The organism is Nonlabens xylanidelens (assembly GCF_002934445.1).
GTDB lineage: Bacteria > Bacteroidota > Bacteroidia > Flavobacteriales > Flavobacteriaceae > Nonlabens > Nonlabens xylanidelens.
Genome location: NZ_PTJE01000001.1, coordinates 977,635 through 1,001,918 on the forward strand (window position 1 = coordinate 977,635; position 24,284 = coordinate 1,001,918).

The following is a 24,284-nucleotide window of genomic DNA, read 5'->3' on the forward strand; positions in this document are numbered from 1 at the left end:
CCTATGCGCAAATCGTATATTTGCAGCTTATAATAAAAAGGAATTAATGAAGTTATCACAATTTGGTTACGATCTGCCAGAAGATCGCATAGCACAATATCCAGCAGAAAATAGAGATGAGTCTAAGTTAATGGTCTTGCACAAGAAAACTGGAGAAATTGAACACAAGATGTTTAAGGATGTGATAGACTATTTTAATGAAGATGACATTTTTGTGATGAATGACACTAAGGTTTTTCCTGCCAGATTATATGGTAATAAGGAAAAGACTGGTGCTAGAATCGAGGTTTTCTTACTTAGAGAACTTAATCCTGAAACAAAATTGTGGGACGTTTTAGTAGATCCTGCTAGAAAAATAAGAATAGGTAATAAATTATATTTCGGTGATGACGAGAGTCTGGTCGCTGAGGTTATTGATAACACTACATCTAGAGGACGTACTTTGCGTTTTCTTTATGATGGTAGTTACGAGGAGTTTAGACAGGCTCTTAAAGATTTAGGAGAAACACCGCTTCCTAAAGAGTTAAATAGAGAAGTAGAGCCAGAAGATGAAGAACGTTTCCAAACTATTTTTGCTAAGAAAGAAGGGGCTGTAGCGGCACCGGTTGCAGGTTTACACTTTTCTAAGCATTTATTAAAGCGTCTAGAGATTAAAGGTGTTAAGATGGCTACGGTTACTATGCATATAGGTTTAGGTACATTTGCACCTGTAGAAGTAGAAGATCTATCTAAACATAAAATGGACAGTGAGCAAGCTTTTATTACAGAAGAAACTTGTGCTGCAGTTAATGAAGCGCTGGATAATAAAAGGAATGTTTGTGCTGTAGGTACTACAACTATGCGTACTTTAGAAAGTGCTGTGAGTAGTAATGGTCGTTTAAATACATTTGATGAGTGGACTAATAAATTTATTTTCCCTCCTTATGATTTTTCTATTGCAAATAGTATGATTACTAACTTTCACCCTGCAAAATCTACTTTAATGATGCAAGCAGCTGCATTTGCAGGTTATGATCTACTTAAGAAGGCTTATGACGTAGCTCTTAAAGAAGATTATAAATTCAGTACATATGGTGATGCGATGCTTATTATTGATTAATAATAAATAAAACTCATTATTTTAAAATGCCACAAGTTTTACTTGTGGCATTTTTTTTGATTTTCATTTATAAGAAGAGTTAATTAATGTTATCAAAGGTTTATGTTTATATTAACAATTTAACCTAAGAAATTATGTGGAATACTAACATTGAATTATCTTGCCATCATTCCCTTAAAACTATTTTATAATGAAAAAATTATACTTTATAGCTGTTTTATTTGTTTCTCAAATAGCTCTAGCACAAGTAACAAACGAAGCAACTCCACGCGGCTGGGATTTGACTTTTAAAAGTCAGCCTCAAAAAATATCAATGCCTCAGTTTGATCAAGCGTCTTTAGAGCAAGAAGATGCTTTAGCGAGTTTTGAATTGACTAAGCCATATAGATTTGGAGAGAAAATCCCTGTTGATCTTAATTTGTTTAACTCAGGTCAGTGGTTAGAGTTAGATAATGGTGATAGAATATGGAGGTTAAATATCGAGTCGACAGGGGCTAAAACTATAAACTTTTTATTTGATCGTTATGAGCTTCCTGTTGGAGCTGAGTTGTATTTATATAATAATGAGCATACCGATAAGATAGGTCCGTATACTCACAAAGAAAATCAAGAAGATGGTATTTTAGGATCTTGGATTGTATATGGCGATAACATATGGTTGGAGTACTACGAACCGGCATCTGTTAAAGATCAAGGTCGTATATCTATTGAAAATGTTGTTCATGGCTATAGAGGTTTTGGAGAGGCAGAAAATGAATTTCTTAAAATAAATGAATCTGGATTTTGTAATGTAGATATTATGTGTGATCCTAATCAAGGTTCTTTTAACGGTCAAGATTGGACAACTATAAGAGATAACTATAGACATGCTGTTGCTAGAATTATTATTAATGGTAATGGTTTGTGTACCGGGACATTAGTGAATAACGTAAGGGGAGACTCTACTCCTTATTTTTTAACTGCAAACCACTGTCTGTCAACTGCTGATGGTTCTTCAACTTCTTATAATGCTAGCAATTGGTCTTTTGGATTTGATTGGTTCACAAATACACCAGATTGTGCTACTTTTAGCGATACAGTAGGTAACCTTAATCCAACTAGAGTTTTAACAGGTGCAACTTTAAGAGCAAACAGAGGAGCAAGTGATGTAGCGTTATTTGAAATTAATCAAACTCCACCAGCATTATGGAACCTTTATTATGGTGGATGGAATAACGGGAGCTCTGCAGCTTCTTCACAAATTAGTTTTCATCACCCATCTGGAGATATAATGAAGTTAGCTCGTAATGATCAATTTACTTTTGCTCAAACAGTGTCAGGTGTTGCTTGTTGGACTATATCTGATTGGGATTACGGAGTGACTGAAGGAGGGTCTTCTGGTAGTTGCCTTGTAAATCAAAATGGTCAAATAGTAGGTCAATTGCTCGGTGGTGGTGCAGCTTGTAGTGGAACGACAGATAATGGTGCTCCAGACTATTATGGTAGAATGGATACATCATGGGCAGGCGGTTTTAATTCAGCTACTCGATTGAGAGATTGGTTAGATCCTGATAATACTGGTGCTACGTTTGTAAATGGAGATTATTATGATGTATTAAGTAATGAAGAAGTAAATACTATCATGAATATTCAATTGTATCCTAATCCATCTAGAGGTATTTTTAATGTGGTGTTAGAGAATCCTGCTAGTTATGGAGTTTATGATCTTTCTGGTAAGTTGATACGTTCTGGTTCTTTTAACCAAATAGAGAATCAATTAGATATTCAAAATTTATCTAGCGGTATTTATTTCTTAAAAGTTGAAGACGGAAATAACTCTATAACAGAAAAGATTTCTAAAATCTAATTACTTAAATATTAGACTTAGTTAAAAAGTAATAAAGTTAAGATTTCATACAAAACGCGTTGCAAGATCATGTAATTTTGCAATGCGTTTTTTTATATACTATTTTGAAAGAGAAGAAGAAAGATATTAGATCACTTACTAAAGATCAACTTAGAGATTATTTCACTGAAAATGGAGATAAGGCTTTTAGAGGTAACCAGGTTTATGAATGGTTATGGAAAAAAGGTGCGCATTCATTTGGCGATATGACTAATGTTTCTAAAGATACGAGAGCGTTTCTTGAAGAGCATTTTGTTATCAATCACATTAGGGTGGACGATATGCGGAGGAGTGAAGATGGTACAATAAAAAACGCAGTTAAACTTCATGACGGTCTAACTGTAGAGTCTGTACTTATACCTACTGCTACTAGAACAACGGCTTGTGTGTCTTCTCAAGTAGGTTGCAGTCTTAATTGTGAATTTTGCGCTACTGCAAGATTAAAACGTATGAGAAACTTGCAACCAGATGAGATTTATGATCAGGTTATAGCTATAGATCAACAAAGTAGACTGTACCATAATATTCCTTTATCTAATATTGTGTTTATGGGTATGGGTGAGCCGTTGATGAATTATAACAATGTTCTTAAATCTATAGAAAAGATTACAGGTGAAGATGGTTTAGGAATGTCTCCTAAGCGTATAACTCTTTCTACCAGTGGAGTTCCTAAGATGATGAAAAAACTTGCTGATGACGGCCCTAAGTTTAATCTAGCGCTTTCATTACATAGTGCAATAGATGAAAAGCGTACTAAGATTATGCCTTTTAATGAGCAGTTCCCATTGTCTGACATAAAAGATGCCTTAAAATACTGGTATGATCAGACTGGTACAAAGGTTACTTATGAATATGTGGTGTGGAAAGGTATTAATGATACAGAAGAAGATGTACATGAATTGGTTAAATTCTGTAAGGTTATACCTTGTAAGGTAAATATTATTGAATATAACTCTATTGATGATCCTAGATTTGAACAAGCTAGCCCCAAGGCTATAGAAATGTATAGATCACAACTAGAACGCAACCGTATAGTTGTTAATGTTAGAAGGAGCAGAGGTAAGGATATCGATGCAGCTTGTGGTCAACTGGCTAATAAACAACAGTAAGTTTACTCCATTATATCTAGTGCTATGACTCCATCATAAATTTTGCTATAACTGCGAGATTTAAAACCAGATGAATTAATTTCTAGTTCTCCATTAACCTCTATCGACGCGTCCAGTTCCCAAACAACTTCGTTATTGTAGTTAACTTCTCTTATGATGTTACTTGATGTACTTGTAATAAGAGTGTTACCTGAGTCGAGTCGTTGTGCGCCAGACGTTCTTGGAGATAGTATTTCAGGGCTTGAGTATGTCCAAATCGGTGCAGTAGGATTATTCCCTGAGGTAGGGATGTTATCGTAAAAACCATCTGCTGTGACATTAATATTAATTTCTTTAATGGTTGAAAAAGTTGAGGAGTCTTGGTTGTCAAAGACTAAGAAAGTTCCTCTAGAAAAATTATTATTTCCTACAAAAGTTGCGTCATGTTGGTCGTGCAGTTGTTGGTCATTAATAGTTCCTGAATTATAAGAAGCTGGATTACCCCATCGGTATAATATATCACCACCGCGATTATATCTACCGCCGGTGCTAGTTGCTGCCTGGGTTGTACTGGTGTTATGATCAATAATTATAAATTCATTTAAGACTCTGCTGTTTAATATAATTTGATCTAATGATGGTATATAATCAAGTCCATTTCCGTGAGTAAAATTGATGCCCTCAGTAGATTGATTGATGTCAAATAGTTGTCCGTTACTTGCGTCCCCAAAATTAAGTTTTGATGCGTCAAAGTCCTGAACTAAATGATCCCAAACTGACCACTCCCATACTATATTAGCTTGATTTGTTCCTATAGGTTGTATTTCAATTATCCTGTCGATTACTAATTTATCATCTATAATAGTGCTAGGGTCTCTGCCGTTTTCAATGGCCTCTATTCTATCTTTAACAGTCCATACAGAGGCTAAGATGTTTCCATTAGGTAACAAAGCAATGTCATGGTGTAAAACATCTGTTGGGGTATCTAATGTCCATTTCCAAATCTGGTTGTTCTCTTTGTCGATAATTTCTATTGCTCCTGTATTGCCGCCTAAATTTATTCCATTATCTACACCTGTGTTTATGGCGCGTACTGCTGAGCCGTCTTCTCTTAGATATGCCATAAATACAGATTCTGAACTTGTCCATCTGTGTAGGATGTTACCTAGACGATCTATTAGGAATGAAGTGTTTTCTCTAAACGGAGAGATAAAGACATAGTCGTCCGTTAAATTATTTACATCGTATACTGTAATATTGCTTTGAATGGTAGGGACAGGATCGGTAATAATTTCGATAGCTTCATCATCGTTGCATGATATTATTAAAGAGGTTAAAATTAATAACATAATTATTAAGCTCGAATATCTGAAATTTTTAAATGCAAATGGGCTCATCTCTATTTTATTTTAATTTACGTGAAATTAATGATTAGGTATCACAAAGCTATTGTTTCTATAGATTCAAATTAATATAATAATTAGAATACTTAAAAAAATAAACTTATCTAATAACATTGATTGTATAGGTACGATTTGTTGATTGTCTGTAGATTTAAGATTGTTGTAAAAATAAGTCTTAAGCAAAAAAAAAGCACCTCAATTGAGGCGCTTTTTAGTTGTTGAAAGCTTACTATTGTTTGATGAAACGGATAGTTTGTGTTCCTAACTCGCTTGTAGCTGATAAGAAATATAAGCCGTTTTTAAGAGAGCTAACATTTAGTCTGTTATTCTCTAGTTTTAAATTGTTGCTTATAGATTGACCTAGAGCATTAGTTAAAACGATGTCATCTATTGCTAGCTCAGTATTTAAATTGATATAATCAGTTGCTGGATTAGGGCTTAATGTCATGAAGTTAATCTCTTCATCATTTACAGAGGCAGTAATTCCAGTTGTAAATTCCCAAACAGGACTAGACGTGTTTTCTCCACCTAAATTTTCCGCATCTAATTTCCAATAAAAAGTAGTGTTGTCAGGTACACCGCTTAGTCTAAAACTAGACGCTGGACCTACTATACCTGTAGTAAATAGAGATAAATCTGTTGGAGAAGTTCCTAGGCTGAAAGTATATATTTCTACTGGATCTCCAGAAGGTTCTGTCCACATGAAAGTTATTGCATTATCAGGGCTACCATCCATATCTACGTCAGTAGTTTCTAATGGTACCGTAGCAGTATCTGCAGGAGTTGGGTTTGAAACTGTTCCAGGTGCGATAGTTGTTCCTGTCATTGTTGTAAAACTCCATACTGGTTGAGTTGTTGATGGGCCAAAACTATTACCTGGTACCACTTGCCAGTAGTATGTAGTTCCTTCAAAAAATCTAGGTAATGTAACCGTTGTTGCTGTCCCTGCTAGAGTACCTAAAGATTGAAGAGTAGTCGGTGAATCACCTAAGAAAAATTCGATTTGATCAGCAGCTTGTCCTAGTGCTGAAACTTGCCAAGCAAAGTTGACTGAATTATCAGGAACATTGTCAGCATTTGCATCTGCAGTGCTTATTGCAACTCCTGAAGCCATGTCAGCAGGTGTAGGTCTAGTTATATCGTTTGGTACTGCCGTTGCTCCTTGTACAACTTCCACGTTGTCAAAGGTGATAAAGTCACCATCATTTTGTCTGTGTACAAATGCGATGTATACACTTTGTCCAACATATGCTCCAAGATTTACTTCAAATTGAGAGAATACAGCAGAGTTAGGTGCTGGATTACCTAATTGAGCCTCGTTGAATGTTTCTATTTCCGTAAAAGAATTTGGATCTGTTTGAGAAGTAGTTGATACTTGAATAGATAAGATAGATCCGAAGTCTCCTTGATTAAAATCTGTTGCAAGAAATCTTAATAGATTTTGAGTTGCGTTAATTGGTATAAGTGGCGATACAATAAAATCTTCAGCAACCATACCTGCAGTAACAACTTCAAAACCTGACTGTGGTCTGAATTCAGGATCAGTACCTGCTTGAACCCATTGTTCAACCGTACCTAGTCCGTTTGCACCGTTATAAACTGCCCAACCAGCTGGTGGAAACGCTGCATTTGTGCCGTTAAAGTCTTCAGAAAATTGCGCGAAGCTAATCGTGAAGCTAAAAAGCATTAATAAAATAGTAATTTTTTTCATAGTTATGGAATTTTTTGAATAAGCGATAAATATATAAGATTTCAAGGTTTATTAAACAGATTATTACGAGTAAATCATTATTAATTAGTATTAAATTAACATATTTTCGTTATCTAGTAGGTTAAATCAGACGTATTGACATGTGCGTTTGTTCAATGAAGTAATCACTACTAACATAATCTGTTAAAATAGCATTCTATTTAATAGATAAACGTGGTAGTCTTATATTTGCAACCTTATGAAGATAGTAGAGCAAATAAAAGAGCCTATAGCTCATGAAATGGAGCTTTTTGAAAAGAAGTTTCATCTTTCTATGGCTTCACGTATTGCTTTATTAAATCGCATAACGCATTTTATAGTAAACCGTAAGGGGAAACAAATGCGCCCTATGTTTGTCTTTCTAGTAGCAAAAATGGTGGGTAATGGACAGGTTAATGAGCGTACTTATCGCGGCGCATCTGTTATAGAACTTATTCATACAGCAACGCTAGTTCATGATGACGTAGTGGACGATAGTTTAAAACGCAGGGGTTTCTTCTCTGTAAATGCTTTATGGAAAAATAAAATAGCCGTTCTAGTAGGTGATTATTTACTTTCTAAAGGACTACTTCTTAGTATTGATAACAAAGATTTTGACCTTTTACAAATCATAAGCGTTGCTGTACGTGAGATGAGTGAAGGTGAATTACTGCAAATAGAAAAGGCTAGACGCCTAGATATTACAGAAGATGTCTATTATGACATCATTCGTAAAAAAACGGCCACTTTAATAGCTGCATGTTGTAGTCTAGGTGCTGGCGCTGTCTCTCCAGAAAGTGAAGACGTGGAGAAGATGCGCAAATTCGGCGAGCTTATAGGGATATCATTTCAGATCAAAGATGATCTTTTTGATTATGGAAATGAGCGTATAGGAAAGCCTACTGGAATAGATATTAAGGAGCAAAAAATGACATTGCCATTAATTTATTGTCTTAATAATGCTAGTGCTAAAGATAAAAAATGGCTTATCAACTCAGTTAAAAAGCATAATCGAGATAAGAAAAGAGTGCGTCAGGTTGTTGAATTTGTTAAGAATAACGGCGGTTTAGACTATGCGATAAAGGCTATGTATGAATATAAGGAAGAGGCACTTGCTATCTTAAATACATATCCAGAATCTGAATATAAGAATTCACTAAGAATGATGGTGGATTATGTAATAGATCGCAAAAAGTAAGATCCACACTTCAGGCTTTTATGGCGCAATTTGGTTGGTGTTTAGCCCGCTTTCGCGAAAGCGGAATTTTTATCAAACATCTTAACCTAGCTAGTACGCTAATCCTCAATAAAAAACTACCTTTGCAGACGCAAAAAATGCCATCATGAGTATAGTAGCAATAGTAGGAAGACCTAATGTAGGTAAGTCAACTCTTTTTAATCGTATGATTCAAAGGAGAGAGGCGATCACTGATTCTGTAAGTGGAGTAACTAGAGATAGACATTATGGAAGAAGTGACTGGAATGGTAAAGAGTTTTCTCTTATTGATACTGGTGGCTATGTAGTCGGTAGTGATGATATTTTTGAAGAAGAGATAGACCAGCAGGTTGAGCTAGCTATTGATGAGGCAGACGCGATTCTTTTTATGGTTAATGCTGAAGAAGGCATTACTCCTATGGATGAAGATGTAGCAACATTATTGCGCAAGGTGACTAAGCCTGTATTTCTAGTAGTTAATAAAGTAGATAATAATCAACGTGAGCAAGATGCTTATGAATTCTATAACCTAGGTCTAGGTGAGTATTATTCTATTTCTAGTATGAATGGTAGTGGTACTGGTGATTTATTAGACGAGGTAGTGAAAATATTACCAGATACAGAAGAAGAAAAGGTAGATGATTTACCGCGATTTGCTGTAGTAGGAAGGCCTAATGCTGGTAAAAGCTCTTTTATCAATGCACTTATAGGTGAAGAAAGATATATCGTTACAGATATCGCTGGTACTACAAGAGATTCTATAGATACAAAATACAATCGTTTTGGTTTTGAATTTAATCTAGTCGACACGGCTGGTATTAGAAGAAAGAAAAAAGTACGTGAAGATCTAGAATTTTATAGTGTAATGCGTAGTGTAAGAGCTATAGAACATGCAGATGTTTGTATACTTATGCTGGATGCAACTAGAGGATTTGATGGTCAGGTGCAAAATATTTTTTGGTTAGCAGAGCGCAATCGTAAAGGAATCGTTGTTCTAGTGAACAAATGGGATCTGGTTGATAAAGAAACTAACACGGCTAAGGAGTACGAGGCAATGATTAGAAAAGAAATGGAACCTTTTACAGATGTTCCCATTGTCTTTATTTCTGTAATGAATAAACAACGTATTCATAAAGCTATTGAAACTGCTGTAGCGGTTTATAAAAACCGTAGTAAAAAGATTAAAACGAGTCAACTTAATGAGGTGTTACTTCCATTAATTGAGAATTATCCACCGCCATCATTAAAGGGTAAATTTGTTAAAATTAAATTTATTACTCAATTACCTACACCACAGCCGCAGTTTGCATTTTTCTGTAACTTACCACAGTATGTAAGAGATTCTTATAAAAGATATCTAGAAAATCAATTGAGAAAACATTTTGATTTCAATGGTGTGCCGATTAGTGTATACATGAGAAAAAAGTAAAAGAGATTTTATATCATTTAAAAAAGCATTCTGAAAAGGATGCTTTTTTTATGCTCTTAATGGAGAGTTAGATAATGGGCTTGTGGTTTCTTAAGAAATTGTTAAGAATAGCGCGACGTTAAAATTTTACTAATAACATTGCGTTTCCCTCTAGACCATAACTAACCATACCACTCAACTATGAGATTACTCTTTGTTGCCGTTTTTTTAATGGCTTTTTCTTTCTCGTCACAAGCACAGCAATTTACTATTAAGGGAATCGTAAGCGATTCTTTAACTAATGAAAAACTCCTGAGCGCAACCGTCTACCTCGAGAGCGCTAAAGACTCTACTTTAATAACCTATTCTATTACCGATATAGAAGGTGTCTTTACCTTATCCGGTAATACGGCTTATGAAAAAGTAGCGCTTATAGCCTCTTTTCAAGGATATAAAAATTATTCTAAAACAATAAACCTTAACGATGAGCGTGAGTTAGATCTAGGTGCTATTTACCTTAATAGTGATATAGAGTCTCTTAACAGCATCGTGGTAACCGCTCGTAAAGCACCTATAACTGTAAAACAAGATACTCTAGAATTTAATGCAAAGTCGTTTAAAACAAAAGCAGATGCTACTCTAGAAGATGTGATGAAAGAGCTGCCAGGAGTGAAGGTTGATAAAGACGGTAAAATCACCGTAAATGGTAAAGAGGTTTCTAAGATTTTAGTAAACGGTAAAGAATTCTTCGGCGATGATCCACAAATTGCTCTCAAAAATTTACCTAAAGAAATTATTGATAAAATCCAGGTGACAGAGTCTAAAACTGATGCCCAAAAAGCAAATGGAGAAGATGGAGATGCTAACGTTAGTGAGATTAACATAACCATAGACGAAGATAAAAACAAAGGTTGGTTCTCGAGATTAACAGCTGGTGGCGGTACTGATGATAGGTACTCTATGAGTGGTATCGTTAATTATTTTAATGAAGATTTTAAATTAAGTGTTCTAGGAAGTAGTAACAATATAAATAGTCCCGGATTCTCCTTTGATGAGATATATGACGCCATGGGCAGCAGTGCTTATTCTATATCTAGAAGTAGTAACGGTAGTTTTGGTGTTAATGGTGTCAACTTTGGTGGTAGTGGTGGTATTACTTCTAGCGATAGCGCTGGACTTAATATGTCTAACGATTGGGGTAAAACCGTAAGTGCGTCTGTAAACTACTTTTATGGAGGTAATGATACAAAGTCAGCGTCTGATAGTCGTCGTACTACGTTCTTACCAGATAGAACATTTAATACAGAAAGTTCTAGCCGTGGTGATAGATCTGGAAATAGTCATAGAATAAGTGGCCGTGTTGAAGTTAAACCAGATACTCTTACCACTATTAGTGTAAGGCCTAACATAAACATTTCAGATAACTATAGTGATAGCACGAGTAGTTCGCTTTCTAGTGATGAAAATGGCAATAATATCAATAGCGTTAATACATCTTCTATATCAGATTCCAAAAGCAGGTCTTATAGTGCCAGTATGAATCTGTCTAGAAGAACTCAAGAAAAAGGTACTAACTACGGTTTTTATGGGAACGTAAATAAAAATAACAGTGATTCACAAAGTGATTTTAATAGTACAACAACCACTTTTGATACATCAGGTAACCCTGAGACCCCAGAGGTTCAAGATCAATTAATAGATGAAGATTCGGACTCACAAAGCTTTTCCATAACTCCATATCTCAATAAGAAGCTTACAGAAACTATGGGACTGGTTTTGAATTATAATTTTGAAGCAGGAAAAGAGACTAATCAGAGAAGTATTTTTGATAGAGATGGATCTGGTAATTTAGTTTTCAATACGACGCTAAGTAATGATTATGAGGTTAAAAATACACAGCAAAGACCTAGTGTAGGATTAAGGTATAAGAAAAATGATTTAAGACTAGATGTAAGTGCAGGAGTTATTTATCAAACACTAGATAGTGAAGATCAATTATTGAGTACTAGTTTTGAGAAAGAATTTACAGACCCATATGTGCGAGCAAACCTTAGTTATAAATTTGGCAAGTTTGGTAGAGTATATTTAAATTACCGCAATAGTGTAAATATACCTAGTGTACGACAGTTGCAGCCTGTAGAAAATACTACAAACCCACAAAATATAGTTATAGGTAACCCAGATCTAGATGCTAGTCAACGACATAATGTGTACTTTAATTTAAGTCGTTATGATTGGGAAAAAGGTTCTGGTTTTTATTCTGGTGGTGGGTTTACTTATACAGATAATAGTGTTGCAGCGATTACAACTACAGATTTAGATCTAATAAGAACCACTACATATACTAACATAAATGGAGAGTATAACGGTTATCTTTATTCTAGTTTTTCAAAAACATGGAAAAAAGATGCTAGAGAAATAGGCTTTGATTTAAGTTTAGATGCAAGCATTTCTGTAGATAAAGGTTTTACTAACGGTGTGGCTTTTCAGTCAGATAATTTAAGTTTTTCTCCTAGTCTTACTTTTGAATATAGTTTAAGAGATTACATAGATGTAGATCTAGAGTATCAAATCACGGCAAATAAAACGCAATATGATATAGCTTCTATAAGCGAGCAAGATTTTGTAAACCAGCGTGTCGCTATAGATATTACTACTTCCTGGCCGCAACATGTTATTTTAGGATTGCGTGGTGAGTACAATAAATTCGGTAATATTTCTGGTGATTTTGATGACGACTCTATCGTTCTTATCGGTAGTCTAGGATATAAATTTGCTAAGGATAAAGCGACGGTTAAGCTTAAAGCCTATGATATACTTAACCAGATTATAGATACCAATAGAACCATTACAGGTGACTACGTTGCAGACACGAGTAGTCTTGTTCTTAAGCAATACTTTATGCTTAGTTTTACTTATAAGTTCTCAAAATTCGGTGGTAAAGATCCTAATAGAGATAATGGTTTTTAAATGTTGGATGAGTGTTCCGCTTTCGCGAAAGCGGAATACATACCAGCCCAACCTTATTTTGTACATAGTTCCCAACTTATGTCAGATTTTACCTTTTTGAAATAGTCGTATACCCTTTTGTGATCAAAATGTGATGTGTTTCTATGTTCTTTGAAAAGAATAAGAGATATCATCATGAAATATATAGGAGCCTTAATTTTAGTATTAAGTAATTTGTTTTTTTTGAGTACCGATAAGGAGTATGTCAAAGATTATCAAAACGGTGTGTTAACTAGTGAAGGTTGGGTAGTAAATGGAGAAAAAGATGGTTACTGGAAATTCTACAAGGCTGGTGAGATAAGTGCTCAAGGGCATTTTAAAAGTAATGAAAAGGACGGTTATTGGTATTTGTACACAAATGGAATGTTAGATAAGGAAGGGTTTTATAAAAATAATTTTAAGCAAAATTGGTGGGTGTTTCATAATCATAAAGGATACCGCACAATTAAAAAACAGTACGAACACGGCAAAGTTTCTGGTTATGCACTTTATTATAAAAAATCTAGTCTCTCTAAAGTAGAGGAGTATAAGTCTAATGAAAAATTAGGAGAATGGACCAGTTACTGGAAGTTTAGAGCAGACCATCCTGATTTTTCTATGAAAGATTTAAAGAAGTAAATTGATTAGTTTTTATGACTAACCCATTCATAATCCTTAAATTGCCCCACTTTTAAACTCCCTGTTCTGAAAACAAATCCTATTATAAGAGTTATTATACCTGCCTATAACGAGGCAGATTCCATACCTCTAGTCATTAAAGCGGTACCTTCTATGGTTACTGAGATAATCGTATGTAGTAATAATTCTAACGATGATACGGTAATAAATGCCCGTAATGCTGGTGCCACGGTAGTAGAAGAATCTACACCAGGGTATGGAAATGCATGTTTAAAAGGAATGGATTATGTCGCTTCATTACCTGAGTCTACAGATATTATCGTGTTTCTAGATGGAGATTATAGTGATTATCCAGAACAGCTAGTAGAACTGGTATCGCCCATAATAGAAAAGGATATAGATTTTGTGATAGGTTCTCGAGTTAAAGAATTAAGAGAGGCAGGTTCTATGACTGGTCCTCAAATATTTGGAAACTGGCTGGCAACCAGTTTAATGCGATTATTCTTTAACTCTCGTTTTACAGACCTAGGACCTTTTAGAGCGATTAAGTATGATAAGCTTTTAGAGCTTAAAATGGAAGATCGTACTTATGGATGGACTGTAGAGATGCAACTCAAGGCTTTAAAGAAAAGTTTTACTTATACTGAAGTTTCTATGAAATACCGCAATAGAATAGGTGTTTCAAAGGTATCAGGTACGGTTAAAGGTGCTATCTTTGCAGGCGTTAAAATTTTGACATGGATTTTCAAATACGGTTTTAAAAAATGATTTTAGAGTGGATATGTATAGTAGTTTATTCTATATCGTTGATTTTGATTTTATTCTATGCTTTTGCACAGCTTAATTTATTAATTAACTACGTTAGAGCCCAAAAAATAGTAGATAACTCTCCTTTATTAGATCTTAAGAATCCTGAAGAGGTTCCTTATGTGACTATTCAATTGCCAGTGTTTAATGAGGCATATGTAATGGATAGATTGCTAGATAATATAGCGTTAATAGAATACCCTAGAGAAAAATTAGAAATACAGGTGCTAGACGACTCTACAGATGAGACGGTAGAAACTACAGCGGCACATGTAAATAGACTAGCAGCGACAGGTCTAGATATAGTTCATATTACAAGAACAGATCGCAGCGGATTTAAAGCCGGTGCTTTAAAAGAAGGTCTAGCCATTGCAAAAGGTGATTTAATAGCAATTTTTGATGCAGATTTTTTACCAGATGCAGACTGGCTGTATAAAACGATTCCTTATTTCAAAGATCCAGAAATAGGTGTTGTGCAAACGCGATGGGCACATCTTAATCGTAATTATTCTATTCTTACTCAAATACAAGCATTTGCACTAGATGCTCACTTTACTCTAGAGCAAGTTGGTCGTAATTCTAAAGGGCATTTCATTAACTTTAATGGAACTGCTGGTGTATGGCGCAAAGAGACTATTTATGATGCAGGTAACTGGGAAGGTGATACCTTAACTGAAGATCTAGATTTAAGTTATCGAGCCCAATTAAAAAACTGGAAATTTAAATACTTAGAACATGTAACCACTCCTGCAGAGTTACCTATCGTTATTAGTGCGGCTAGATCGCAACAGTTTAGATGGAATAAAGGTGGAGCAGAGAATTTTAGAAAAATGTTTAAAAGAGTGGTTTCTTCAGAGATGTCTTTTAAATCAAAAATGCATGGCGTACTTCACTTGTTAAATAGTACGATGTTTCTTAATGTACTTATAGTAGGTATTCTTAGTATACCTATGTTATACATAAAGAACGAGTACGGTCATTTACGAGAGTATTTTATAGTCATGAGTTTCTTTGTAATTAGTACGATCATATTTTTTATATGCTATTGGTACATGTATAAGAAGACTTATGGTAGTGGCCTTAAAAACTTCATATCATATATAGGTATGTTCTTTACTTTCTTTTCTATAGCAATGGGATTTTCTTTTCATAATTCTATAGCAGTATTAGAAGGTCACGCAGGTAAGCGCAGTGAATTTGTTCGTACTCCTAAGTTTAATCTGAAAGCAATGGGAGGCAACTGGAAATCAAATAAATACTTGCGTAAAAAAATTAGTCCGCATGTTATTATAGAAGGGATTTTGATGTTGTATTTTGCATTTGGTATGTACTCTGCGTTTGTAGTGGGGACCGAGCCAGATTTCGGACTGTTTCCTTTTCACTTAATGCTTACTGTTGGTTTTGGATTTGTATTCTTCCGTAGTTTAACAGATAAACAATAATGGAACGCCGGTTAAGTAATGCTTTAGGTATTTTAACCATTATTAGTGCTGTACTTTATGGATTGTTCTTTTCTATAGAGCGCAAGGAGTTTTCTAGTTTACTTATTATTTATGTATTGCTTTTTACGCTATTTGGAACGTTAACTTATGTTCTAGATAAAGCGACTAAAAGCAATCTTAAACTCTTACCTGACTTTATTGGAAAACGTTTTTACGGAATGCCATTACTAGGTGGAGTGTTTTTAATCGGACTGTTGTTAAGGTTTTTATTAATTGATAATACGCCACATCTTTCTCAAGATTTTTTCAGATTCATATGGGATGGACATCAATTAATTAATGGTTTTAATCCTTATTTATACTTACCAGATGATGTTATAGCTTCTGGTGCAACCCATATTCCTAATGCTTCTTTTTTACATGCTTCTATGGGAGAACTCTCTAGTGGTTTGTATACAAATTATCCACCTTTAAATCAGTTATTCTTTGCTGCAGCGGCATGGTTGGGTGGCGATAGTATCTTATCCAGTATCATATGGATGCGTGTATTCTTAATTCTCGCAGATGTAGGTATATTTATTTATGGTATAAAACTTTTACGTTTACTGGGTAAGTCAGAGTGGCTTATCACCTTGTATTATCTCAATCCTTTTACGATTATAGAACTTACCGGTAATTTGCATTGGGAAGGTATGATGGCGTTTTTTCTACTCGCTGCGATTTATCATTTGTTGAAATCTCAAAAAGTACAAAGCGTGCTTTTCATGGGGTCTGGAATTCTTTTAAAGTTGCTGCCAGTTATGGTACTACCATTACTTTTAAGAAGATTAAAGTTTAAAAAAGCAGTTGTTTATTACTTATTGGTTTTAGTTGTGGTAGTAGCAGGATTTAGTCTTTTTGTGTCCCAACAATTATTAGATAACTACGCTGCTTCAGTGGGGTTGTGGTTCGGTAAATTTGAATTCAATGGTAGTATTTATTACCTAGTAAGGTATGTTGGGTTTAAGATTACAGGTTACAATATTATAGAGACAGCAGGTAAAATCTTACCATTGTTTACCTTTTTCATTATTGTTCTTATTAGTTTTATTCGTAAAAATGAAATTCCAGAAATACTTATTTCTAGTATCATGTTTTCCTTTTTTACTTATTTAATGTTTTCAACTACCGTACATCCATGGTATTTAACCATACCGCTGCTGTTCTCTATCTTTACAAAGTATCGTTTTATGCTGGTATGGAGTTGTACTATATTTCTAAGTTATTATGCTTATTCAAATACAGACTTTGTAGAAAGTAGCTTGCTACTCACTATAGAGTACGTTTTAGTCTTAATTATGTTTATTTTTGATTTGTACAACAATAGGGTTTCTCTCAACAACACACGACCTATTGATGTGCCACAAAACCTTTAACCATGAAACCAATCATTATATTTTTATTGCTCTGTATATTAGGGTTCATTTCTTATGATTTCTATAAAGACTGGAACAGATTTCACGCACCTGAATATCATTATCAAACAGACGCTACTATAGATAATGACTACCATGATCCTGCAGTAGTAATGGATTATCACGCAGCAATTCAAGATCTCAACTCTTTTATTAAGCTACAATGGACAGCAAATGATATAGATGTAAGATTACCAGAAGATGACGATTTAGAAACAACACTCGCTGTAGAAAAGTATGCTGAAAAATTAGCACGTGTTACTTATCTAGAACAAAAACTAGCGCAATCTGCAAGTTATAAATCTAATGGATGGAACAATCAACAGATTATCGATTTTGAAAATAATCACAGTAGTCCAGAAGAAATCAAAACTATAGGACAAAAGAACTTAATGAAGAAACTCTATAATAATCATTGGGAAAATAGTCAACGTATAGGAGCAAAAAACGTGTTGATTTTTGAGATACAAAAAAAACTCATAGCACAAGGTTATGATATGTCTCTAGATGGTGTTTTTGCAAAAGCTACTATGGAAGCTCTGGCCAATTTTGAATCAAAAAACAATCTTTTCCCAGATGGGAAAATAGATGTGCTAACTTTTGAGGCTTTATTAAAATAGGTTATTAAAACTTTGTATATCAGTTATTTGACATGATTGTCATAAGAGTGACGTAAACAAGTCAAGGATCTAATTTGTTCTTTAAATGACTTCATTCTTAGATTTGTTTCACTAATTTTAAATTATGAAAATGATGAGCCCAATAGGTACTAAAATCAAAGAAATACGTCTCAAAAAGGGTATGTCTCAAGAGGAGCTTGCGACAGAATCTCAAGTCAGTTTACGAACCATTCAACGTATCGAGAACAATGAAAATGAACCTCGAGGTAAAACCATGCAGCTCATTTGTGAAACGCTAGCAATTAATATTGAAGAGTTATTAGATTACGGAAAATATGAAGACCGACAATTTTTAATGTTCTTTCATTTGTCTGTTATCGCTGGTATTTTTATACCTATTGGGAATATCATTTTGCCCTTAATTCTATGGCTGACTAAAAAAGATAAAGTCCAAGGACTTCAAAAAGTAGGAGCAAGATTATTGAATTTTCAAATTGTTTTTCAAGCCTTCGGATTTGTATTTTTTATGTCAGCAGTAATATTAAAAATTCTTCATAAAGAAGTGTTTTTAATTTCAAATGGTTTAGAGATTGTATTGGCTTTGGGTGTTTTAAACGGCATAGCGGCAATCATTTTTGCAATGCTTAATCATAGAGGCAAACAAATCACCTATCCCAGTATTATACCTATGATTAAATAAAAAAAAGGGTTTCTTGTACTTTTATAAGAAACCCTTTCAACTAATATTTTGCAATAATTTACTTCTTACTCACCTCATACAAATCAGTCCTGCGGTCTTTTAAATTCTTCACAGCGCCATAATTGTGTAGTTCTTTTAATAAATCTAGATCTACATCTGCCACAAGAATCATTTCTGTGTTTGCTGTGGCCTCTGCCTTTACTCCATTTGATGGGAACGCAAAATCACAAGGAGTGAATACAGCACTTTGTGCATAAGAAATATCCATATTTTCTACCGCAGGTAAATTACCTACGCTACCAGCGATAGCTACATAACATTCGTTTTCTACCGCTCTAGCTTGAGAGCAAAGGCGTACACGAGCATAAGCATTTTGTGTATCGGTCAAGAATGGTACAAAAAGAATTTGCATCCCTTCTTGTGCCATAATACGACTCAATTCTGGGAATTCACTGTCATAGCAAATCAAGATTCCTATTTTACCACAATCGGTGTCAAAAGTCTGGATCTTACTTCCACCTTGTAATCCCCATACTTTTTGCTCGTCTGGAGTAACGTGTATTTTTTCATAACGTTCTATCGTACCATCTCGACGGCACAAATTCCCTACATTATACAATTGTCCATCAATGATTTCAGGCATAGAACCTGTAATAATGTTGATGTTATACTTAATGGATAATTCAGAAAACTTGTTTCTTATCATCTCGGTATATTTTGCTAGTTCTCTAATAGAATCACTAACACTCAACTTATTGTAAGCAGCCATAAGTGGCGCATTAAAATATTCAGGGAATAAAGCAAAATCAGACCTATAAGCTGCAACAGCATCTACAAAGTATTCTACTTGTTGCATCAACTCATTAAAACCTGAGTAAGGACGCATTTGCCACTGGATTAATCCTAACCGCACCGTGCTTTTTAATGCTGTGGTTTCTGTAACTGGTTTTGTATAGTAAATATTATCCCATTCTAGTAATACGGCAAACTCCATAGAGGCTTTATCGCCATCCAGATAGTTTTTAAGAACACGAGAAACATGGAAGTCATTGGAAAGCTGAAAGTTCAACACAGAGTCTGTAATCTCTTTATTGCGCACTTTTTCGATGTATTCCTTAGGTGTCATTTCACTCGCGTGATTATGATAGTTAGGAATACGACCACCGAAGGCTATACCTCTTAAATTCAAATTCTCACACAGCTCTTTGCGGTAATCATATAAACGACGACCTAATCGCATACCACGATATTGTGGTTTTATAAAAACTTCTATTCCATAAAGAACATCACCATCATCATCGTGCGTGGTGAACTTGTAATTTCCTGTCACTTGCTCATAAGTGTACTGACCACTAAAATCGTCATACTTTACAACTATAGAAAGCGCACAGGCTACGATCTCTTCATTCACTTTGAGAACAACTTGACCTTCTGGGAATTTATCTATAAGCGTTTTGATCTGTTCTTCTCGCCAGTAAGAATCTGGTAGATTGCTATAAGAATCTATCATTGCATGTTTCAACTCTTCATAATCTTTAAGCTGTAAAAACTCCAGATTTAAGTTGTCTATCTTACTCATATTTATATCACTCATAGTGTGTTACTTGTATTTAAATGTAATTGTAAGTCATTAATATTTCACAATTGAAACGTTAATATTTATAGCATAAAAAACCTGTAAACCGCTATGTGTTGAGCAACTTACAGGTTTTGATTTTTGTTCCGCTTTCGCGAAAGCGGAATTAAAAATTTACATCTCTAATAAATAAGCAAAAATGAGTGGCGCCACGATAGTCGCATCACTTTCTACTATAAACTTAGGTGTGTCTTGATCTAGTTTTCCCCAAGTGATTTTTTCATTAGGTACGGCTCCAGAATAACTTCCATAACTAGTCGTAGAGTCAGATATCTGACAGAAATAACTCCAGAATGGCGTGTCGGTACGTTCCATATCTTGATACAACATAGGCACTACACAAATAGGGAAATCTCCTGCGATTCCACCACCTATCTGGAAGAAACCGATTCCTTTTTGTGAATTATCAGTATACCAGTCTGCAAGGAAAGTCATGTACTCGATACCACTTTTTACAGTGCTGGCTTTTAACTCACCTTTTAATACATAACTGGCAAAAATATTACCCATCGTACTGTCTTCCCAGCCTGGAACGACGATTGGAAGATTGGCTTTGGCAGCGGCATACATCCATGAATTCTCAATAGGAATCTCATAATACTGTTCTAGGACACCACTTAAAAGTAGTTTGTACATATATTCATGAGGGAAATAACGCTCGCCTTTTGCCTCTGCATCTTTCCATATCTCAAAGATGTGTTCTTGAAGTCTTCTAAAAGCCTCTTCTTCTGGAATACAAGTATCTGTAACACGATTTAATCCTTTTTCTAATAAATCCCATTCATCTTGCGGTGTTAAATCGCGATAATTAGGGACTCTTTTATAATGGCTGTGCGCCACTAGATTCATCAAATCTTCTTCTAGGTTTGCACCGGTACAAGAAATGATGTGTACTTTATCCTGACGTATCATCTCGCCAAATATCTTACCAATCTCTGCAGTACTCATTGCTCCAGCAAGTGAGACCAGCATTTTAGAACCTTGATTTAATTGCGTTTCATAACCTTTGGCTGCATCTACTAGCGCAGCACTATTAAAATGTAAAAAATAGTTTTCTATAAAATCTGTAATAGGCTTACTCATTGTCTTTTATTTAATAATTAAACTAAATTGTAATAGTCACTTATACCGGTTAAGATGCTTTGTACAGCATATGACGCTAGTATAAGTCCCATAACTTTACTTATTACTGTGATACCATAACTACCTATGCGATCTTGTATTTTATTTGCGGCTAGTAATATTAACGCGGTTAATATGATGACTACAAAGACCAAAGCGGTAGTAATGAGTTGATGTTGTATCGTGTACAAATGATTATCAGTCATAAGTACAACAGCCATTATCGCACCTGGTGATGCAATAGATGGGATGGCAACGGGAAAAATGGTAACGTGTTTATAGTCTGTGATTTCATTTTTCTCACTTTCTGGTTTTCCATCACCGAAAACCATGGTCAGTGCAAAAAGAAAAAGAATAACCCCACCAGAAATTTGAAAAGCATCTAATGATACTTCCATTCCTTCTAGAATGAGCTGTCCTATAACTATAAAGAATAACAAAATCAAGAATGCAATAGCACTAGCCCTTATGGCAATTTTCTTTTTATGAGTATTGTCAAATTCTTTAGTCGCCTCTAGATATACAGGAACGGTGCCTATAGGGTCTATGACGGCTATTAAGAAAAAGATGGTAGTGATTATTTGCAACATAAATTTAGTTTTCTAGGTTTTTCATTTTTTTTAATCCTGCTTTTGCAAAATCATTTGTTGTTGTATAGCCATTTTCTCCTTCTAGAGCGATGTCTTTAAACTTATAGCTCAACATTTTGTAATACAGTTTTGCTGCAAGAAAATCAGACGACTTCTCTGATGGGTTAGGGCATAACTCTACGATGTCAAATCCTACTACGTTTTTTTCTTCAAAAACAGTTTTCAAAAACTCTAGTGTTTCATACCAATACATTCCACCAGGCTCTGGTGTTCCAGTAGATGGACATATAGATGGGTCAAATGCGTCTAGATCAATAGTTATAAATACATTTTCTGTAAGAGCCTCTACCGCTTTTTCTTGCCAGTAGTCATCTTGGACCATTTCATGAGCATAGAATGTTTTTTCATCATCATTAACACCTAGCTCTATGCTGTCCATGGAGCGTATACCCACTTGCACTAGGTTTGCTTTTTGGCTAGCCTCGTATACAGCACAAGCATGATTACAAGAACTTCCATCGTATTCTTTTCTTAGATCTGCATGGGCATCTAGCTGCAGTACACTTAGGTTTTCATACATTTCATTAAAGGCACGTATGCTACCTATAGAAATAGAGTGTTCTCCACCAAAAAGGGTCACAAACTTATTTTTCTTGATATACTTTTTAGTAGTTGCGTGAACGGCATCTACCATTGCTTCTGGCGAGCTGTTTTCTGTAACAGCATCTGCTAGAAAGACTCCATGATGATACACTTCTGTATCCGTTTCAATATCGTATAATTCCATATTTGCACTGGCGTCTAGAAAAGCTTCTGGACCTTTATCCGCTCCTTTTTGCCATGTGCTAGTACCATCATAAGGAACTGGAATTAAAACAATAGATGCATTATCTAGTCCAGCATGTTCATCTGGAATTCCTGCATAGTTTAAATTATTCATGTTATAAGCTTAAAAAAAATTGGTTTTAAAATTCAATGTTTGCGTACAGCTGTATTCTGTTATAATAAAGCTTTTTTAATAAACTCAGTTATTAATATCCCAAAATATCCAGCATGTGTTCGCTGGTTTGTTGTTCTTTAAAAACGCTAGTTTTAATAGCGCCATTTTCATCACGATCGATTAAAATATGTTTAGGAGCAGGTATTAAGCAGTGTTGTATGCCGCCATAGCCACCTATGCTTTCTTGATAAGCACCGGTATTAAAGAAACCTATGTAAAGAGGTTTATCTTTATGATATTTAGGTAAATAGATGGCGTTTATATTTTGCTCACTATTATAATAATCATCACTATCACAGGTAAGCCCTCCTAAAAGTACACGTTCATATTCTTCTTTCCATCTATTGAGAGACAGCATAATAAAGCGCTTATTGATAGCCCACGAGTCAGGTAAAGTGGTGATAAAAGAACTGTTGATCATGTTCCATTTCTCACGATCGTTTTGTTGTTTTTGATACAGTACTTTATAAATAGCTCCACCGCTTTCTCCTACGGTAAAAGAACCGAATTCTGTAAAAATGTGAGGTACGTCTACTTTTGCTTCATCACAAACTTGTTTAATTTGAGAAACGATCTCGTCGATCATGTATTCATAATCAAAATCAAAAACTAAAGAGTTCTTGATAGGAAAACCACCACCTATATTTAAACTGTCCAGAGTTGGGCATATTTTCTTGAGACTTATATAGACCTTAAGACATTTATGCAACTCATTCCAGTAATAGGCATTATCACGTATTCCAGTGTTTATAAAAAAGTGCAGCATCTTAAGATCTACTTGATCATTAGTAGCTATTTGAGTCTTATAAAAATTTAGAATATTCTTATATCCTATACCTAGTCTACTGGTATAGAATTCAAATTTAGGTTCTTCTTCACTCGCGATACGTATGCCAGCATTAAACCTCTTTGAGGTAGCATCAGTAAGAAGTGTTAACTCTTCATAGTTATCTATGATAGGAACACAGTTCTGACCAGAATTTATTAATGCGGCAATGTTTTCTATGTATTGCTCTCGCTTAAAACCGTTGCAAATAACAAAAGTGTCATTCTTAATTTTACCTTCAGCTTTTAGCTTGTTGACTATATTAATGTCAAAGGCACTCGAGGTCTCGATGTGTATGTCGTTGCTTAACGCTTCGTCCAGTACATGTTTAAAATGCGAGCTTTTTGTACAATAACAGTAGTGGTATTTTGCTTTGTAGTCCGCTTTCGCGAAAGCGGAATCAAACCAACCCTTTGCACGGTTGATATTATCAGATATCTTAGGTAGATATGTGAATTTTAACGGCGCACCATATTGCTCTACTAGAGCCATTAGATCAATGCCGTGAAACTGAAGTTGGTCATCTTTCAGTTCAAACTCTTCCGTTGGGAAATAGTAAGTCTGGTTGATGAGGTCAATGTATTTTGTGTTCAATGTCGTTAACAGATAAATTAAAAAATAACCCCTTAAAA

Annotated in this window: 19 protein-coding genes; 12 read left to right on the plus strand and 7 right to left on the minus strand. The window is 34.8% G+C overall.

What is annotated here, in order from left to right; genetic code table 11:
- Nucleotides 1-46: 46 nt before the first annotated feature.
- The 3 genes from queA to rlmN all read left to right on the plus strand — a co-directional run bounded on the left by queA (nt 47) and on the right by rlmN (nt 4,093).
- Nucleotides 47-1,099 (plus strand): tRNA preQ1(34) S-adenosylmethionine ribosyltransferase-isomerase QueA, encoded by a 1,053-nt coding sequence (queA, locus tag LY01_RS04410; RefSeq protein WP_104514576.1) that lies wholly within the window; start codon nt 47-49, stop codon nt 1,097-1,099.
- Nucleotides 1,100-1,289: 190 nt separating this feature from the next.
- The gene (locus LY01_RS04415) at nt 1,290-2,945 is read left to right on the plus strand and encodes a T9SS type A sorting domain-containing protein (RefSeq protein WP_104514577.1); all 1,656 of its coding nucleotides are present in this window, start codon (nt 1,290-1,292) and stop codon (nt 2,943-2,945) included.
- A 104-nt stretch (nt 2,946-3,049) separates the two neighbouring features.
- Nucleotides 3,050-4,093 (plus strand): 23S rRNA (adenine(2503)-C(2))-methyltransferase RlmN, encoded by a 1,044-nt coding sequence (gene rlmN / locus LY01_RS04420; RefSeq protein WP_104514578.1) that lies wholly within the window; start codon nt 3,050-3,052, stop codon nt 4,091-4,093.
- Between the two features lie 2 nt (nt 4,094-4,095).
- On the opposite strand, the gene LY01_RS04425 is transcribed toward rlmN, so the two are convergent.
- Together LY01_RS04425 and LY01_RS04430 are read right to left on the minus strand one after the other, a co-directional pair.
- Nucleotides 4,096-5,421, minus strand: coding sequence for an aryl-sulfate sulfotransferase (locus tag LY01_RS04425; protein ID WP_170034505.1), 1,326 nt, complete (start codon nt 5,419-5,421; stop codon nt 4,096-4,098).
- A 283-nt stretch (nt 5,422-5,704) separates the two neighbouring features.
- Entirely contained in the window at nt 5,705-7,186 is a 1,482-nt protein-coding gene (locus tag LY01_RS04430; RefSeq protein ID WP_104514580.1) for a T9SS-dependent choice-of-anchor J family protein, read from the minus strand.
- Between the two features lie 238 nt (nt 7,187-7,424).
- Here LY01_RS04430 and LY01_RS04435 point away from each other — a divergent pair, with 238 nt between their 5' ends.
- The 9 genes from LY01_RS04435 to LY01_RS04475 all read left to right on the plus strand — a co-directional run bounded on the left by LY01_RS04435 (nt 7,425) and on the right by LY01_RS04475 (nt 18,478).
- Nucleotides 7,425-8,402: a polyprenyl synthetase family protein gene (locus tag LY01_RS04435; RefSeq protein WP_104514581.1), complete on the plus strand. Its 978-nt coding sequence runs from the start codon at nt 7,425-7,427 to the stop codon at nt 8,400-8,402.
- A 142-nt stretch (nt 8,403-8,544) separates the two neighbouring features.
- Entirely contained in the window at nt 8,545-9,849 is a 1,305-nt protein-coding gene (gene der, locus LY01_RS04440) for a ribosome biogenesis GTPase Der (protein ID WP_104514582.1), read from the plus strand.
- 180 nt (nt 9,850-10,029) lie between these two features.
- Nucleotides 10,030-12,798 carry an outer membrane beta-barrel protein gene (locus LY01_RS04445; protein ID WP_104514583.1) on the plus strand — a complete coding sequence of 923 codons (2,769 nt, stop codon included), beginning with the start codon at nt 10,030-10,032 and terminating at the stop codon, nt 12,796-12,798.
- A gap of 174 nt (nt 12,799-12,972) precedes the next feature.
- A complete protein-coding gene (locus LY01_RS04450; RefSeq protein ID WP_170034507.1) occupies nt 12,973-13,455 on the plus strand; it encodes a toxin-antitoxin system YwqK family antitoxin in 483 nt (160 codons plus the stop codon).
- Between the two features lie 66 nt (nt 13,456-13,521).
- Nucleotides 13,522-14,223, plus strand: coding sequence for a glycosyltransferase family 2 protein (locus LY01_RS04455; protein ID WP_104514584.1), 702 nt, complete (start codon nt 13,522-13,524; stop codon nt 14,221-14,223).
- Nucleotides 14,220-15,704, plus strand: a complete 1,485-nt coding sequence (locus tag LY01_RS04460; RefSeq protein ID WP_104514585.1) for a cellulose synthase family protein — start codon at nt 14,220-14,222, stop codon at nt 15,702-15,704. The genes LY01_RS04455 and LY01_RS04460 overlap by 4 nt, the downstream gene beginning before the upstream one ends.
- Nucleotides 15,704-17,119: a hypothetical protein gene (locus LY01_RS04465; protein WP_104514586.1), complete on the plus strand. Its 1,416-nt coding sequence runs from the start codon at nt 15,704-15,706 to the stop codon at nt 17,117-17,119. Before LY01_RS04460 ends, LY01_RS04465 begins: the two co-directional genes overlap by 1 nt.
- Nucleotides 17,120-17,121: 2 nt before the next feature.
- Nucleotides 17,122-17,778 (plus strand): peptidoglycan-binding domain-containing protein, encoded by a 657-nt coding sequence (locus LY01_RS04470; protein ID WP_104514587.1) that lies wholly within the window; start codon nt 17,122-17,124, stop codon nt 17,776-17,778.
- A gap of 130 nt (nt 17,779-17,908) precedes the next feature.
- Entirely contained in the window at nt 17,909-18,478 is a 570-nt protein-coding gene (locus tag LY01_RS04475; protein WP_245890626.1) for a helix-turn-helix domain-containing protein, read from the plus strand.
- A gap of 58 nt (nt 18,479-18,536) precedes the next feature.
- On the opposite strand, the gene LY01_RS04480 is transcribed toward LY01_RS04475, so the two are convergent.
- From LY01_RS04480 to LY01_RS04500, 5 genes are all read right to left on the minus strand, one after another.
- A complete protein-coding gene (locus LY01_RS04480; RefSeq protein ID WP_104514588.1) occupies nt 18,537-20,072 on the minus strand; it encodes a bifunctional GNAT family N-acetyltransferase/carbon-nitrogen hydrolase family protein in 1,536 nt (511 codons plus the stop codon).
- 156 nt (nt 20,073-20,228) lie between these two features.
- Nucleotides 20,229-21,197, minus strand: coding sequence for a deoxyhypusine synthase family protein (locus LY01_RS04485; RefSeq protein ID WP_104514589.1), 969 nt, complete (start codon nt 21,195-21,197; stop codon nt 20,229-20,231).
- Nucleotides 21,198-21,214: 17 nt separating this feature from the next.
- Nucleotides 21,215-21,826 carry a MarC family protein gene (locus tag LY01_RS04490; protein WP_104514590.1) on the minus strand — a complete coding sequence of 204 codons (612 nt, stop codon included), beginning with the start codon at nt 21,824-21,826 and terminating at the stop codon, nt 21,215-21,217.
- A 4-nt stretch (nt 21,827-21,830) separates the two neighbouring features.
- Nucleotides 21,831-22,766, minus strand: a complete 936-nt coding sequence (gene speB / locus LY01_RS04495; protein ID WP_104514591.1) for an agmatinase — start codon at nt 22,764-22,766, stop codon at nt 21,831-21,833.
- Nucleotides 22,767-22,857: 91 nt separating this feature from the next.
- Entirely contained in the window at nt 22,858-24,246 is a 1,389-nt protein-coding gene (locus tag LY01_RS04500; RefSeq protein WP_104514592.1) for an arginine decarboxylase, read from the minus strand.
- Nucleotides 24,247-24,284 lie beyond the last annotated feature (38 nt).

Bases quoted from the DNA above. Each gene is read 5' to 3' on its own strand.
- queA (WP_104514576.1), top strand. From the start codon at position 47: ATGAAGTTATCACAATTTGGTTACGATCTGCCAGAAGATCGCATAGCA.
- LY01_RS04415 (WP_104514577.1), top strand. From the start codon at position 1,290: ATGAAAAAATTATACTTTATAGCTGTTTTATTTGTTTCTCAAATAGCT.
- LY01_RS04425 (WP_170034505.1), bottom strand. From the start codon at position 5,421: ATGTTATTAATTTTAACCTCTTTAATAATATCATGCAACGATGATGAA.
- LY01_RS04430 (WP_104514580.1), bottom strand. From the start codon at position 7,186: ATGAAAAAAATTACTATTTTATTAATGCTTTTTAGCTTCACGATTAGC.
- LY01_RS04435 (WP_104514581.1), top strand. From the start codon at position 7,425: ATGAAGATAGTAGAGCAAATAAAAGAGCCTATAGCTCATGAAATGGAG.
- LY01_RS04445 (WP_104514583.1), top strand. From the start codon at position 10,030: ATGAGATTACTCTTTGTTGCCGTTTTTTTAATGGCTTTTTCTTTCTCG.
- LY01_RS04450 (WP_170034507.1), top strand. From the start codon at position 12,973: ATGAAATATATAGGAGCCTTAATTTTAGTATTAAGTAATTTGTTTTTT.
- LY01_RS04460 (WP_104514585.1), top strand. From the start codon at position 14,220: ATGATTTTAGAGTGGATATGTATAGTAGTTTATTCTATATCGTTGATT.
- LY01_RS04465 (WP_104514586.1), top strand. From the start codon at position 15,704: ATGGAACGCCGGTTAAGTAATGCTTTAGGTATTTTAACCATTATTAGT.
- LY01_RS04470 (WP_104514587.1), top strand. From the start codon at position 17,122: ATGAAACCAATCATTATATTTTTATTGCTCTGTATATTAGGGTTCATT.
- LY01_RS04475 (WP_245890626.1), top strand. From the start codon at position 17,909: ATGATGAGCCCAATAGGTACTAAAATCAAAGAAATACGTCTCAAAAAG.
- LY01_RS04480 (WP_104514588.1), bottom strand. From the start codon at position 20,072: ATGAGTGATATAAATATGAGTAAGATAGACAACTTAAATCTGGAGTTT.
- LY01_RS04485 (WP_104514589.1), bottom strand. From the start codon at position 21,197: ATGAGTAAGCCTATTACAGATTTTATAGAAAACTATTTTTTACATTTT.
- LY01_RS04490 (WP_104514590.1), bottom strand. From the start codon at position 21,826: ATGTTGCAAATAATCACTACCATCTTTTTCTTAATAGCCGTCATAGAC.
- speB (WP_104514591.1), bottom strand. From the start codon at position 22,766: ATGAATAATTTAAACTATGCAGGAATTCCAGATGAACATGCTGGACTA.